Origin of the sequence: Labrys sp. (in: a-proteobacteria) (assembly GCF_047605565.1) — a bacterium.
In the GTDB taxonomy this organism is placed as follows: Bacteria; Pseudomonadota; Alphaproteobacteria; order Rhizobiales; family Labraceae; genus Labrys; species Labrys neptuniae.
The window spans coordinates 34,810-48,681 of the sequence record NZ_JASGFM010000013.1 but is presented as its reverse complement, the minus strand read 5'-3'; the positions used below and the strand labels follow the sequence as shown (position 1 = coordinate 48,681).

Annotated in this window: 13 protein-coding genes; 3 read left to right on the top strand and 10 right to left on the bottom strand. The window is 64.8% G+C overall.

Translation table 11 applies throughout. From position 1 onward, the window contains the following. Positions 1-10 precede the first annotated feature (10 nt). From QM672_RS13820 to QM672_RS13805, 4 genes are all read right to left on the bottom strand, one after another. Complete coding sequence (locus QM672_RS13820; protein ID WP_394314643.1) at positions 11-850, bottom strand: carbohydrate ABC transporter permease; 840 nt, start codon at positions 848-850, stop codon at positions 11-13. Continuing rightward, on the bottom strand, positions 847-1,695 hold the full coding sequence (locus QM672_RS13815) for a carbohydrate ABC transporter permease (protein WP_415083208.1): 849 nt from the start codon (positions 1,693-1,695) through the stop codon (positions 847-849). Before QM672_RS13815 ends, QM672_RS13820 begins: the two co-directional genes overlap by 4 nt. 18 nt (positions 1,696-1,713) lie before the next feature. Continuing rightward, positions 1,714-2,991: an extracellular solute-binding protein gene (locus QM672_RS13810; RefSeq protein WP_415083206.1), complete on the bottom strand. Its 1,278-nt coding sequence runs from the start codon at positions 2,989-2,991 to the stop codon at positions 1,714-1,716. 73 nt (positions 2,992-3,064) lie between these two features. Beyond that, complete coding sequence (locus QM672_RS13805) at positions 3,065-4,108, bottom strand: LacI family DNA-binding transcriptional regulator (protein WP_311938534.1); 1,044 nt, start codon at positions 4,106-4,108, stop codon at positions 3,065-3,067. Positions 4,109-4,404: 296 nt separating this feature from the next. On the opposite strand from QM672_RS13805, the gene QM672_RS13800 reads away from it, so the two are divergent. Both QM672_RS13800 and QM672_RS13795 read left to right on the top strand, forming a co-directional pair. Further along, a complete protein-coding gene (locus tag QM672_RS13800; protein WP_415083204.1) occupies positions 4,405-4,911 on the top strand; it encodes a DUF2569 family protein in 507 nt (168 codons plus the stop codon). Positions 4,912-4,990: 79 nt separating this feature from the next. Then, positions 4,991-5,911, top strand: coding sequence for a hypothetical protein (locus QM672_RS13795; protein ID WP_415083202.1), 921 nt, complete (start codon positions 4,991-4,993; stop codon positions 5,909-5,911). Between the two features lie 29 nt (positions 5,912-5,940). Here the strand turns inward: QM672_RS13795 and QM672_RS13790 are convergent, their stop codons facing one another. The 6 genes from QM672_RS13790 to QM672_RS13765 form a co-directional block, all read right to left on the bottom strand. Next, entirely contained in the window at positions 5,941-8,205 is a 2,265-nt protein-coding gene (locus tag QM672_RS13790; RefSeq protein WP_415083200.1) for a N,N-dimethylformamidase beta subunit family domain-containing protein, read from the bottom strand. Positions 8,206-8,398: 193 nt separating this feature from the next. Next, a complete protein-coding gene (locus QM672_RS13785) occupies positions 8,399-8,719 on the bottom strand; it encodes a hypothetical protein (protein WP_311938526.1) in 321 nt (106 codons plus the stop codon). 10 nt (positions 8,720-8,729) lie between these two features. Next, a complete protein-coding gene (locus tag QM672_RS13780; protein WP_415083197.1) occupies positions 8,730-9,392 on the bottom strand; it encodes an HAD family hydrolase in 663 nt (220 codons plus the stop codon). Beyond that, a complete protein-coding gene (locus QM672_RS13775; protein ID WP_415083195.1) occupies positions 9,389-10,888 on the bottom strand; it encodes an FGGY-family carbohydrate kinase in 1,500 nt (499 codons plus the stop codon). Before QM672_RS13775 ends, QM672_RS13780 begins: the two co-directional genes overlap by 4 nt. Before the next feature lie 102 nt (positions 10,889-10,990). After that, on the bottom strand, positions 10,991-11,791 hold the full coding sequence (locus QM672_RS13770; protein WP_311938005.1) for a BtpA/SgcQ family protein: 801 nt from the start codon (positions 11,789-11,791) through the stop codon (positions 10,991-10,993). 19 nt (positions 11,792-11,810) lie between these two features. Beyond that, positions 11,811-12,644, bottom strand: a complete 834-nt coding sequence (locus tag QM672_RS13765; protein WP_311938003.1) for a DeoR/GlpR family DNA-binding transcription regulator — start codon at positions 12,642-12,644, stop codon at positions 11,811-11,813. 453 nt (positions 12,645-13,097) lie between these two features. Here QM672_RS13765 and QM672_RS13760 point away from each other — a divergent pair, with 453 nt between their 5' ends. Further along, entirely contained in the window at positions 13,098-13,871 is a 774-nt protein-coding gene (locus QM672_RS13760) for an SDR family NAD(P)-dependent oxidoreductase (RefSeq protein ID WP_415083192.1), read from the top strand. Position 13,872 lies beyond the last annotated feature (1 nt).

The following is a 13,872-nucleotide window of genomic DNA, read 5'->3' as shown; positions in this document are numbered from 1 at the left end:
GAAGCCTCCCTCAGCGATTGGCGATACCCCAGAGCGAAAACAGATATTTCCGCACCAGGAACAGGAAGATCAGGGCCGGGATGATCAGCACGAAGGCGCCAGCGAATTTCAGCGGCAGCGGCGAGACATCCAGGCTGGTGAGCAGGAAGGCCGTCAGGGTCTGGTTCTGCACGGTGAGGACGGAAGCGGCGAACACCTCGTTCCAGGAGGTGACGAAGGCGAACACGCCGGATGCCGCAATGCCGGGCAGCGCCAAGGGCACCACGATCCTGACGAAGGCCTGGGCCCGGCTGCAGCCGAACACCCAGGCTGCCTCTTCCAGCTCCACCGGGATGGAGAGGAAGAGCGAGGCGGTGATCAGAATGGCGAAGGGCAACGCCAGCACGGTGTGGATCAGCGCCAGGCCGAGCAGCGTGTCGTCGAGGCCGGTGCGCAGATAGAATACCGCCAGAGGCAGGGCGAGCAGCGGCAGGGGAAAGGCCCGCGTCATCAAGACCAGGATGCGGAAGGCGCCCTTGCCCCGGAAACGGAAGCGGGCCAGGGCATAGCCCGCCGGCGCGCCGATCAGGATGGAGAGCACCATGGTCAGGCCCGCCACCAGCAGCGAATTCACCAGGGCCCTGGTGACGCCGGCATAGTTCCAGAAGAAGGCGAGGCTGGTGAGGTCGAAGGCCGGCCAGAACTGCTTGGGCCAGCCCGTGACCGCCTTCGGCGCATTGAAGGCATCCACCGCCAGCAGATAGATCGGCACCAGCACCCAGGCGCACAGGACGATGGCAGCGAAGCGCAGGCCCCAGCGGGCCGGGGCGACGGTGCCCGCATCGTCCTGCCTGACGACGGCCTCGCTCATGGCGCCGTCTCCTTCTTCTCGCCCAGCACCCACAGGAAGAACATCGTGAGGGCGATCGAGATCGCCAGGATCACCATGGCATAGGCGGAAGCACCGGCCCGGTCCTGCAGGGTGAACTGCCAGCCATAGGTCTCGCCCATCAGCACCGGCAGATTGGTGCCGGCCAGCACCAGCACGATGGCAAAGACCTCGAAGGCCAGGATGGTGCGCAGGATCAGCGCCGTCTGCAGGCTGGGCCGCAGCAGCGGCAGGGTGATCCTGACGAAGCGCTTCCAGGGCCCTGCGCCGAACACCTCCGCTGCTTCGTAATATTCGCGCGGGATGAGAGACATGCCGGCCACCAGGATGACCAGTACCACCGCCGTCGCCCGCCAGAGTTCGGCCAGCACGATCGCGGCGAAGAGCAGGATGACGTTCTGGTAGCCGAGCAGGAGCTGGGGGCCGGCGATCAGGCCGAGGGCATGGCGGGCACTGTTGAGGAAGCCGTTCTGCTCGAGGATGGCCAGCCAGATCAGCCCGGCTGCGAGATCGGAGATGCCGAGCGGGATGGTGAAGACATAGAGGGCGAGATCGCGCCCCTTGCCGAGATTCATCACCAGGGCGGCCATGGCCAGGGCAAGCGCGATCTGCAGCGGCACCACGATCGCCGTCAGCACCACCGTGTTGCGCAGGGCCGGCCAGAATTTCCAATCACTCATGATCGAGCGGAAATTGCCGGTGGAGAGCTGGCCGTATTGGGTGAAGGCCTCCACTGCCACCTGGCCGAACGGCACCAGGAAGAAGGCGATCAGGAAGATCGCCGCAGGAGCCAGCAGCAGATAGGGAAGAAGGCGAGTGTCGCTCACAACATGCTCCCAGGCTTGCTATTCAACCTTGCAGGGCCCTTCGCTTTTCGGATCAGGCGCCCAGCAGGGCGCCTTCTTCTCATCGAGGATGGCCTGCAGGGCCTGCGCCTGCTGGTCGAGCACATCACGCACCGGCTGGCCGCCGAGCACGATGCGCTGGAAGGTATCGGAGAAGACCTTGTTGTAGCGCCCACCCGCATCGCCGATGCCGATCGGCAGCAATACGGGCAGGGAATCGGTCGCCGCATTCTGCGCCGCCACCACGGGCCCGAGGATCTTGGCGCTAACCGGCATGTCGTCGGGCAGCTTGACGTCGACCACCGGGAAGAAGCCGGTCGCCTTGACCATGGCGATCTCCGTCTCGGGCTTGAGCATATAGGCGGCCAGCGCTTTGGCATCCTCGGGCGCATTCGAGGTCCTGGGCACGGCGATACCGGTGATCACCGGCATGTTGGCGCGTCCCTTCGGCCCGGCCGGCACCGGAAACACCACGAAATCACCCGGCTTCTGGTTGAGTGCGTCCTTGAGCCGGGCAACATGGTCCCAGGCCACCCAGACCTCGCCGTTCAGGAGAGGTTCCTGCATGAAGGCATAGGAGGTGGAGGCCGGCGTCACCGCCGCATGCCAGAAATCGCGGAAATCGTTCCACATCTTCTCGGCTTCCGGCGACTTGAACTTCACCACCGCCGCACCGGTGAAGGAAGGCAGCAGATAGCCCTGGAAGAAGCGATGCGACAGTCCCTTCGGCCCGGCCGGAAAGCCGATCTTGGGACCGCCGGTGGCCTCAGCCATCGCCTTGCCCCAGGCAAAGAGCTCATCATAGGTGATCTTCTGCAGGTCCACGCCCTTGGGCAGATATTGCAGCGCCTGCTTGCTGGCGATCATTACATAGGTCGCCTGCATCCAGGGAATGTATTTCTGCTCTGCCGTGCCGAGCTTTCCGAAGCGCATATAGCTTTCGGCGATGGCGCCCGCGGGCACCACGCCGTCGAGATTGACGAGACCGTCGGGAATACTGGCAAGCTCGCCATGCAGCCCGCCCAGCACGGTGATGGCGCCGGACCCTGCCTGCAGCTCGGCCTGGATACGAGTGATGAACGGGCCGGCCTCCTGGGCCGAATAGGTGACAGACTTGCCGAAGCCCGGCAGCACGCCGTCACGAATGGCCTGCGATTCCTCCACGGGCGTCGCCTGGGTCGACCAGAACAGCAGGTTCTGCGCGATCGCCACGGCAGGCGTGGCCAGGGCACCGAGCAGGACGGCGCCTGCCAGGAGCCTTCTCATCGATACGGTCATGCTTGCCTCCCCTTGTGCATGGTCATTCCTCCTGGTGCGGGGCCTCTGCGGGCCCTGGAACCGGTAGCGCCGCTCAGTCGGCCGGCGCAGGACCATGGCTGGCCCGAAGCTCCAGCTTCGGCTCCAGCAGCAGCGTCCTGATGCCGGCCTCGCCCAGCTCTATCCGCGCCACCACCATGTCGCCGGCGATACGGCCGCTCTCCCGGATGTTCTGGTCGAAGGTGGTGAGGGGCGGATTGGCGTACACAGCCATCGGCACATTGTCGAAACCGACGACCGAGACATCCCCGGGCACGCCGAGGCCGAGCTCGCGGGCGACCTCGAGTACAGCGAAGGCAAGCTGGTCGGTCAATGCGATCACCGCCGTCGGCCGGGGATCGAGCGACAGCAGGGCACGCGCCTCGGCATGGGCGCCGTCATGATCGTTGGGAGCGACCTTGGCGATGTGATCCGGCCGCAGCGGCAGGCCGAGCTCGCTCAAGGCCCGCTCCAGGCCGCGGCTGCGGAAATGGGCAAAGGTGTAGGCGACGTCGGGCATGACCAGGGCGAAGCGCCGATGGCCGAGGGAGACCAGCTGGCGCGCCAGCCCGTCCAGCGCCTTCTCGCCATCGGTGTCGAGCCAGGAATAGGGACCGGGTGCCTCGATCAACCGGCCATGGGCGACGAAGGGAATGCGCCGTGCGATCAGCACGCGCGCCCGGGCATCGTCGACGGTCAGGCGATTGATGACGATGCCGTCAGCCTGCGAGCCGTCCACCATGTGGCGCAAGACCTGCAGCTCGTCGCGGCTTTGGGAACTGGCGGCCAGGAAGAGATCGCGCCCCAATTCGGCAAGGCTGTCGGCAAGGCCGAGCAGGAACTCGCCGACAAAGGCGTCCGTGATCTGTCCCGCCGGCTGCGGCAACATCATGCCGATGGCATTGGAGCGCCCCGAGACCAGCATGCGTCCAGCACGGCTGGCGACATAGCCATGCTCCCGGGCCGCCTGGACCACCCGCTCCCGCGTCTTCTGGGAAACGTCGGAATAGCCGCCGAGCGCACGCGAGACCGTCGGCACCGACAGGCCGAGCACCCTGGCGAGCTCCTTGAGCCCGATCGCCCGCGACGTTTCACTCACCGCTTTTTTCTCTTCAAAAACGTTTTGAATAAAATCCAAAACGTTTTGATCAATGTCAAGCACCGTCTTGCTGAACGAGCCATGGCCCGTGCCACGGGCTCGCCTCAACGACGATCCATTTCGGCAGGCATTCGCCTGAAGATTTGGGTGCACCATCGCCGTGGGGTAACCCAGGTCACTTGCCGGTCACTACGTCACTTGGGTGAGTCCTCGACGGATGCTATGCACGAAGGACAGAATGGAAGAGGCAATGGTGACACCCCATGGGCGTTGAGGGCGAACACAGGCCGGATTCTTTGCTCCGAATTGCCGGTCCCGTGGGCATCGGCGGCTGGCTCCTTCTGCCCCTGCTCGATATCCTCATCAATCCGTTCTATTCAGCCTACGAGATCTATTCCACACTGACCGGTTGGAACCTGCTCGGCCCGTTCGTCGGTGGCGCAGAGGATGGCCGCTTCGAGGCTGCCCGGCTGCCGCTTCTTGCCTACGCCTTCACATCGGTCGTCAGGGCCGCCCTTGCCGCCTATTGCCTGTATCTGATGCTGAAACGCTCGCCCCGGACACCGAGATGGATGATCATCTATTATGCGGTGGAACTCGTGCTCGGCTTCCTGGATTTCTTTCTCTATCGGGTGGTGGAGGACATGCTGCAGCAGGCAAATCCACAGGACTATTGGGTTCTGCCCTTCATCGCCGCCATATGCCTGATCTGGATCGCCTATTTCCGGCGCTCCCGGCGGGTGGCGAATACGTTCCGCTCGCAGGAGGAGGCCGACAGGCAACTCAGCGAGATATTCTCGTGAGGCGGGAACGATTACCCCGGCCGGGTGCGTTTTCTCCAAGAGCCTTACCGGCAAGCATCGCTGGACCTGAGGAGAGACGATGACGATGAAGCACCGATCGTTCTGGCCAGGCCTGCTGGCGGTTTGGTTGCTGTCGGCTACGCCGGCCCTGGCCCAGAATGCCGCGCCAGGTACCGAGCAAGGCTGCCGCGACCTGCTGGCTGCCTTCTCCAAGGCTCACTCCCTCGACCTCGCGGCCGAGAAAGCCGGAGCCAAGGGGACGAAGGGTTGCCTCTTCGGCAATCTGCGTTCGGAGGCCAAGCCAACATCGTTCACCATCGATACGGTCGATGTCGATATGATCGAGCCCGATCCCGCAGACAGCGGCAAGCTGCCGCTGGCGCTTCGCCTGACGGCAGCCGGGATGCGTCTCTTGGGCAGTTCAGGCGATGCCGCCCAGGACTACATGCTGCAGCTCTCGCGAGACCCACTCGCCTTCTCCATCGACTATGAGCTGGACACGACGAGCAAGACGCTGAAGCTCACCGCGTTCACCTTCAACACGCGGCATGGCGCACTCAGCGCCTCCGCCGAAATCGCCCGTTTCGATCCCACAGCGACCGGGGGCCAATCGAAGACGATCGTCACACGGACAGCCCTGAAGTCCCTCGAATTCAGCCTGCAGGACGAGGAAGGCGAGATCCAGCGCCTGCTTCTCCTGCCGGTCGGCTATACCCTGCTGCGCGGTTCGGCCGATCCTGCAGCCCGCCTGAAGCAGATCAAGGACCAGGCCGCGGCCTGGCTGCGCATCACCCTGAGCCTCACCAACATGCCCCCGGCACAGGTCGACGACACCATCGCCGCGCTGACGGATTTTCCCAAGGCCACCAAGCCCTTCTATCTTTCGATCAAGCTGCCTCAGCCCGTGGGGGTCGACGACGTCTTCCGCATCATGATCGGCGGCGCCACGCCCGGCGAGCTATTCCCCGACGGGTGGATCAATCTCACTTACGGGAAATAGGGAGCGGTTCTGCTCGCCGAACTCCTTTCTCACGCCACCGGGAAGGGTTCGTCCTCCAGGAAGCGCCTCAGCACGTTCCAGGTGATCCGGGAGACGTTGTTGTCGTAGTTGTTGTGGCTGAGCGAGCCGCACCAGGCGATCGAAGAGGTCGCGAACAAGGCACCGCCCGAGGGTGTTTCGCCAAAGGCCAGATCGGCATGCACGCGCGGATTGGTGTCGCCGCCGATATTGGGCGGCACCACGCCGAATTCCTCGTTGACCAGCAGCATCATCGGGGAGTGATCGACCGAGGAGGCCAGGCGCAGCATGTTGGGCGGCGATCCCAGATCCGTGGCCAGGCAATCGAGCTCGATGCCGGCCGCGCCGCCACCGATCAGGCCGAAATCGCCGATGACCTCGTCGGGCACCCCCTCGAAGATGAAGGCGGCGCGGGGATTGTCGGCATCGGGAGCCCGGCGATAGGGGCTGGAGACGTCGAAGCCCTGGGCGATGAAGCCGACGCCGCAGATCACGTTGGGCGCCCGGCCGATGCGGCGCCACAGCCCGCCATATTCGCCGTTGAAGGACTGGTAGTATTCGCCCGGCTCGGCGATCCAGGTGCGGATACCGTCCTCGGCCCGGCGCAGCTCGATCACGCCCGGCAGGGTCTGGTGATAGGCGATGCGCCAGTACCAGCCATTGCCGCCCATATACATCAGCCGGCCGCCGCGATCGATCCAAGCCTTCATGGCATCCCACATCCGGGTCGAATGATATTCGGGATGGGTCCCGGTGATCACCACCTGGTAGTCGCGCAACAGTTCGTAGCCGTCCTCGTGCAGGTCTTCGTCGGTGATGACGTCGTAGTCGACGCCGCGGAAATCGAGCCAGTCATAGAGATGGGTATCGGCATTGTATTGGTAGAGGGCCGAACCGTGCCCGCCGAGCCAGGAATGATAGCGCGGCGAGAAATTGAGCACGGGCCTGAGGCGGCTCGAATAATGCACGCCCGAACCGTCGGCATGGCAGTCATAGAGCGAACCGCCGAGTTCGGGATGCTCATAGAGATAGACGTCGGAATGGCCGAAGGTGAGCAGACGGTTCATGGCAAGCTCCGCCCCCCGTGCGGTGATGTGCTCGCCATGATTGGCATAGGCCATATAGGAGGCCGTCGGGGCCAGCATGGCGAGCTTGGGGCGTGAGCCTTTCGGGCGCCGGCGCGGCGGACGCACGAAGAAGGCGATGTAGTTTTCGCGCGTGACCGTCTCGTCGCTGTCGCCGCAGGTGACGTGCAGCGCATAGGGGCCGCTCTTCAGCTCCTCGGGAATGACGAGGCTGACGGAGGTCTCCCAGCCCGCATCGTAGAGATCGTCGTGATGGAAATGGATGGCGCCGTAATGTTCCGGCTTCAGGTTGAAATCATGCTCCTCGCCGGTCCAGTTCCAGCCCTTCATGCCGCGGGTCGGCAGATGGAAGAGTTCGCCGTGATGATGCGAGGGCCCGATATCGACGGCCCTGGTCGAGCCGATCTCCCGCGAGAAATCCCATTGCGCGATGATCCCGGCCCGCAAGGCTGCAGGCTGCGGCGACAGCAGCAGGGCCTGATGCTGTTCGGGGGCGTGGAAGCCGGCCAGGAGAACGGGTCCGTCGATCTTGCCGTCGAAATGCTCGGCCACCGTGCCGTCGGCCTGATGGCAGCCCGCCAGCATGAAGGTTGCCTCGACCAAGGGTAGCGACACGCCCAGGCTGTTTTCCTCGAAGCCCGCGTCGAAGACATGGGCATAGGGTTTCACCGGGCGCTGGGAGAGCATGACGCGGCCTGTGGCAGGATCGATGGCGACCGCGATCGCATACCATTGGCGCACCAGCATGCCGTCACGCAGGGAGAATTCGGCCTGCCAGCCGGGGCCGTCCCCCACGATGAGGGCGAGGCGCCCGCCTTCCAGCATCTGGATGCGGAAGCCTCGCTGCGTGACGGGGTCCCATTGCGCCGCGATGGTCTGCGGTCCGCGGGAAGGCAGGGTCGGCCAGAGCATGGCGAAGAAGGTGAACGGCGCGCTGCCGAGCGCGGGCACGGTTTCGGCCTGCATGTAGGAGCCGGCATCGATGCGCTGCGGCCGGCCCGCGTGGCGCCCGTCGATGGCAGTCGGCACATGCGGGAATTTCAGGCCCGGTCCCTCGGGGTTGCAATCGCCATGCCGCACGCGCACCAGCCGGGCTTCGAAGCCATCTCCTTCCTCGAGCGAGATCTGGAAGGCGATGGTCTCGCCGGGAGCGACCGAATAGCGATCGGGATAGCCGGTGATTTTCAGCATGGCGTGGGCTCTCGGATGGAATTGTTATCGTGTTGGGGCGGGAAAGCCTTCTCCCCTTGCGGGAGAAGGTGCCCCGAAGGGGCGGATGAGGGGAGAGGCCCAACCTTTGCGGGTGTTTGCCGTCATCCCTCATCCGTCATTGCTTCGCAATGCCACCTTCTCCCACAAGGGGAGAAGGTTTTCGCGCCGCGCCTCAATCCCGGTACGGCAGGTTGATGCTCTCACCGGTGAGCAGGCGCCAGCGCCGGCGGAAGATCTCCCATTCCGCCTCCTCGCGGCTGGTGAAGACGGGCTCGCCCTCGTAGACGATCGGATCGCGCCGGTCGGGCGGCATGGTGGCGAGTACCCATTCCTCGAAGGGCTTACGGCAGAACAGGATCACCTGGTTGCCGCTGGGGTCCTGGCGCATGATATGCAGCACGCGCTGCAGGCCGGGGCTGTGGCGTCCGATCGGGCAGCGCCGGAATTCCTCGATATATTGACGGTCCGCCTGGGGATCGATCTTGTAGACCATGGCACTGCCTTCACGAACTGGATGGAGCGGCGGAGACGACCGGCGCGAGCACGAAGGCCCCGAGATCGCGCATATCGGAAAAGACGAGGTCGGCGCCTGCAGGGGCATTGCCGCCGACGGTGTGAAAGGCGGTCAGGAGGCCCGCGGCCTTGGCCGAGGCAAACCCGGTATGGCTGTCTTCGACGCCGAGAACATAAGCCGGCAAAGCACCGAGCCTGCGGCAGGCCGTGGCATAGGGCTCGGGATCGGGCTTGCCCTTGGCGACATCGTCGAGGCTGATCGAGAAATCGATGAAGGGCAGGATGCCGAGGCCGGCGATGTTGGCATCGACCACGCGGCGGCTCGAATTGGAGACGCAGGCCTGCCGGATACCGGCGGCGGCGAAGCGGCGCACGAGATCGAGCACGCCTGGCAGGGGTTCCAGCGTGTGGGCACGGGCGATGTAATAGTCGACGATCGCCTTGCCCCAGCTCTCTTCGGTGACCCCGGCCGGCATGCGGCTCTCCAGCAGGTGCCAGACATCGCCCATATGGATGCCACGGAAGCGGTCGTCATGCAGGTCCGACATGTCGATGCCGAGATCGTGGCTGATGGCGTTGAGCGCCTCCTGGTGCAGCGGCTCACTGTCCACCAGCGTGCCGTCGATGTCCCAGGCGATGGCCTCGATTCTCATACATCCTCCTCACGAAGCCGGCGATAGAGCCCGCGGAAGGCCCGGTATCCCGCTTCATAGACTGCCTTGTTCTGCGCATTCGGCTCGATTCGATCGCGCAGGCTGATGAAACGCGAGACTTCGGGCCATTCCGAGGCAAGCCCCGCCCCGATGGCCGCCGTCCAGGCCGCTCCGAGGCAGGAACCGGGATGGCCGTTGAGGCGCTGCAGGGGAACCTGCAGCACGTCGGCGACGATCTGCATCCAGACCGCGCTGTTCGAACCGCCATCCGAAACCAGGTAGTTGGTGGTGGCGTGCCCCATGTCGTTCAAAGTCTCGACATGATGGCGGATCGCGTAGGCATAGGCCTCGAGCAAGGCGCGCCAGAGATGGGGAAGACCGGTTGCCAGGCTGAGGCCCGAGAAGGAGCCGCGGATGACGGGGTCGTGGATCGGCGTCTTCTCGCCGAGGAAATAGGGCAGGATGTGCACGCCTTCGGCGCCGGCCGGGATTTCGGCGGCGAGCCGGTCGAGATGCTGATGCAGGCTGAGGCCCTCTCGGGCGGCAGCCTCGCGCTCGCCGCCCGCAAAGGTCGCTGCAAACCAGTTGAGCCCCGAACCGCCGGTCGACATGCAGCCATTGGGCACATAGAGCCCCGGCACCAGATGGTAGTCGAGATACATGCGCGGATCCGGCGCCACCTTGTCGGAGGCGATCAGCACATCCGCCGAACCACCGAATTTCAGGAGGACGTCGCCGGGCGCCACCACCCCGGCGCACAGGGCCGAGGCGATATGGTCGGCTGCCCCGCCCACCACGGGTGTTCCCGCCTTGAGGCCCGTGGCGGCGGCCGCGTCCGCCGTCACCGCACCGAGAATCTGATGGGAAAGCCTGCGCGGCGGCACGGCGCTGCGCGGAATATGGGCCAGAGCCACCAGATCGTCGGCGATGTCCTGGGTGGAAAGATCGGTGAAGCCGGCCTCGAGCGCCCAGTTCTGCTCGACCGCCTTCACGCCGGTCAGGCGCCAATTGATGTAGTCATAGGAGCCGAACACGGTGGCGATGCGCTTGAAACCATCCGGCTCGTGCTTTTCCAGCCAGCGCAGCTTGGCCGTCACCAATTGCTGGTTGATGCCGTTGCCGGCCCTGGCGAGGAAGACGTCTTCGGCGATCTCCGCGGCGAGCTCGGCCACCTCCTCGCCGCAACGCCCATCGCTCTGCTGGATGCTCGGACGGATCAACTCGCCGTTCCCATCCAGCAGCACCACGGCCGGCAGCATGCCGGTGACGCCGACGGCGTGGATCTCGCCGGGCGCGATGCCGCTCGTGGCGATCAGCTCACGGGTGATGGCGCAAGCATTCTCCCACCACTGGTTCGGATCCTCCTCCGCCCAGCCCGCATGGGGCGAGCGCAGCGTCACGGGGCGGGAAGTGAGGCCGAGCACCTCACCCGGCAGGCGGATCAGGATGCCGATGGTGGAGGTCGTGCCGATGTCGAGGCCGAGGACGCAGGGCATGGAAAGTTCCGAAATACGCGTGTTCGCAGGTGGGGGGCGGGTCTTCAGACCCGGCTCCATGAAGGCGGGTCTGAAGACCCGCCCCCCGATGCGGCACCAGCCTCACGCCAGCGGCGCCACCTTGTCCATGAAGCGCTTCACCCGCGCCGGATCGACCGCGTTCCAGGTGTTGCCGTCAACCTTGAAATGGGTGCCGATGATCACGCCGGAGGCCACCGACAGGACGTCGGCGACATTGTCGATATTGACGCCGGTATTGGCGAAGACGGGTACGTCCTTGACCGTCTCGGCCACCTTCTTGAGGTCCGCGGCGGCGGCCGGCTGGCCGGTGAGCGGGCCTGAGACCAGGATGGCGTCGGCCAGCGAGGAGAACACGGCGCTGCGGGCGCGCAGTTCGATCGGCCGGCTGTCCAGCGAAGACGCGAATTCGGCATTGATATTGTAGAGCAGCTTGAGGTCCGGACGCCCGATCTCGCGGCGCAGCTTGTGGGCATCGGCAGCGTTGGGCTGCCACAATCCCATGTCGGAGGCGAACAGGCCGGTGAAGATCTCGCGGGCGAAGGAGGCGCCGGTCGCTCCCGCGATCGCCACCGAGGCGGCAGGATCCCACAGATAGTTCACGCCGAAAGGTACCTTGAGCAGCGGTTTCAGGGCGGTGACGATCGCCGTCATCGCCGCCAGGGATTCGATCGGAGCCTTGAAGCGATAGGGCCGGTCGTTCTCATTGCCGAACATCACGGCATGCACGCCATTGTCCTGCAGGTTCTCGATATCCTTGGCGGCATCGTCGATGAGCTTGTTCACGCCGCCCTTCGCGTCGAAGAGCGGGGCGCCGGGCAGCGCGCCGATATGCACCATCGCGATCACGGCCTTGCGGCGAGGGCCGAGGAAGTCGAAAACCATCGATAACTCCTGTCTAAACTTAAGGTTCTGAGAGAGCCGGCGCGTCCTGCCCGGCGATAAGGATACGAACGCCGGCGGCTTCCAGCGGCTCGGCGAGGTGTTCGGGCAAGGCAGCGTCGGTGACGAGGACGTGGATCTGCCCGTAGGGGCCGACCTGCACGAGGGAGCGGTGGTCGAACTTCGAGGAATCGCACAGCACCACCACCTGGCGGGAACGCTCCATGAAGGCGCGCTTGATCTCGGCATCTTCGAGCGTGTAGTCGAAAATGCCCTGGGCGGTGATACCGGAGACGCCGAGGAAGACGGCATCGAGCCAGAGAGACGAGAGCTGCGAACTCGCCATCGGCCCGCATACCGAAAATTCATGGGGGCGGATCAATCCGCCGAGGGCATAGACCGGGCTCTTGCCGCCGGCCAGCAATCCCGCCGTGCGCAGATTGCTGCAGAACAGCCGGAGCCCGGGCCTGTCGAGCAACTCGCGCGCGAAACGATGCGTGGTGCTGCCCGTGTCGATGCCGATGGTCTGCCCCGGCTGCACCAGACGCGCTGCCGCCCGCGCGATCTTCTCCTTGGCCTCGGCCTGCCGCCGGCCACGGACTTCGAAGGCAGGCTCCTCGGCGTCGAACGCCGTCTCGGGCGCCCGGGCCGTCGCCCCGCCATGGTCCCGGCTGATCAGCCCGCTTTCGGCAAGACGGTCGAGGTCGCGCCTGATCGTCATTTCCGACACCTGAAGCTCCACCGCCGCATCGGATACGTTGATGTAGCGGCGCTGGCCGATCATCTGGATCAGCCTGTCGCGCCGCGCCGTTGCCGGGATCCGGGAAGCATTCGTCATCACGGGCGTCATCTGCATTCTCTTCGCCATGTTCAGCTGCATTCAGATTGCCCTTGTAGCGCCCACAAAGGCAGCATGCACCATGACGAAATCGAACATAATCGATCACAAGATGTAACATCTTCGATCAGGTAGCAAGCCCCATCTGCACAAGCTGCAGGAATTTTCCGCCGATAAAGGCAGGCAGATCCGGCAGGGTTCACGCCTGGGCGCGCCTTGTCGCGGAGGCCGTCTCGTGATGGGGCCATCAGCCAAAACTTGTCCACAAGGGAGGGTTTCGGCTACCTGGTCTTTATTTGTCCTCGATCGCCACCTGAAATGACGACCAAAGTCCGGCCACGTGCCGGCACCGGTCCGTTCCTCCGGCTCTCATGACAGCTGCATCCCACCGCGCCAACATTTACGCTTGTGCGATAACGCTCGATTATGTTTCAATATGTTCGAGATTCATCCGAAAGCGGGAACATATCGATGCAGGATCTGGCCGGAAAACGGGCAATCGTAACAGGTGGCGCCTCCGGCATCGGCGCGGCGATCGCCCGCCACCTGGCAAGCCTGGGCGTCAGGATCGCGGTGGCGGACCTCGACGAGACGCGCGCCTCGGAGCTGGCGGCCAGCCTCGGCCAAGGCCATCACGGCATCGCCATCGACGTGCGCAAGCGCGATTCAGTCGAAACGGCCTTCGCGGCGATCGCACAGGACTGGGACGGCTATGACCTCCTGATCGGCAATGCCGGCGTCTCCACCATGAACAAGGTGGTCGACCTCACCGACGAGGAATGGGACTTCAATTTCGACGTCAACATTCGCGGCATCTTCCTGACCAACCAGACCGCCGTACGCCATTTCCTTCAAGCGGGCCGCAAGGGCGTGATCGTCAACACGGCCTCGCTGGCCGGCAAGGTCGGCGCGCCGCTGCTGGCGCATTATTCGGCCAGCAAATTCGCCGTCGTCGGCTGGACCCAGGCGATCGCCCGCGAAATGGCGCCGCACGGCATCCGCGTCAACTGCGTCTGCCCGGGCTTCGTGCGCACCTCGATGCAGGAGCGCGAGATCGAGTGGGAGGCCAAGCTTCGTGGCATCACGCCGGAAGCCGTCGCCGCCGACTATATCGCGCAGACCCCGCTCGGCCGCATCGAGACGCCGGAGGACATCGCCCCCCTCGTCGCCTTCCTCGCCTCGGAAGGTGCCGCCTTCATGACCGGCCAGGCCGTGAACGTCACCGGCGGCGTCTATATGGGCTGAT

Bases quoted from the DNA above. Each gene is read 5' to 3' on its own strand.
- QM672_RS13760 (WP_415083192.1), top strand. From the start codon at position 13,098: ATGCAGGATCTGGCCGGAAAACGGGCAATCGTAACAGGTGGCGCCTCC.
- QM672_RS13790 (WP_415083200.1), bottom strand. From the start codon at position 8,205: ATGCTGAAAATCACCGGCTATCCCGATCGCTATTCGGTCGCTCCCGGC.
- QM672_RS13765 (WP_311938003.1), bottom strand. From the start codon at position 12,644: ATGCAGATGACGCCCGTGATGACGAATGCTTCCCGGATCCCGGCAACG.
- QM672_RS13795 (WP_415083202.1), top strand. From the start codon at position 4,991: ATGACGATGAAGCACCGATCGTTCTGGCCAGGCCTGCTGGCGGTTTGG.
- QM672_RS13780 (WP_415083197.1), bottom strand. From the start codon at position 9,392: ATGAGAATCGAGGCCATCGCCTGGGACATCGACGGCACGCTGGTGGAC.
- QM672_RS13775 (WP_415083195.1), bottom strand. From the start codon at position 10,888: ATGCCCTGCGTCCTCGGCCTCGACATCGGCACGACCTCCACCATCGGC.
- QM672_RS13785 (WP_311938526.1), bottom strand. From the start codon at position 8,719: ATGGTCTACAAGATCGATCCCCAGGCGGACCGTCAATATATCGAGGAA.
- QM672_RS13770 (WP_311938005.1), bottom strand. From the start codon at position 11,791: ATGGTTTTCGACTTCCTCGGCCCTCGCCGCAAGGCCGTGATCGCGATG.
- QM672_RS13820 (WP_394314643.1), bottom strand. From the start codon at position 850: ATGAGCGAGGCCGTCGTCAGGCAGGACGATGCGGGCACCGTCGCCCCG.
- QM672_RS13810 (WP_415083206.1), bottom strand. From the start codon at position 2,991: ATGACCGTATCGATGAGAAGGCTCCTGGCAGGCGCCGTCCTGCTCGGT.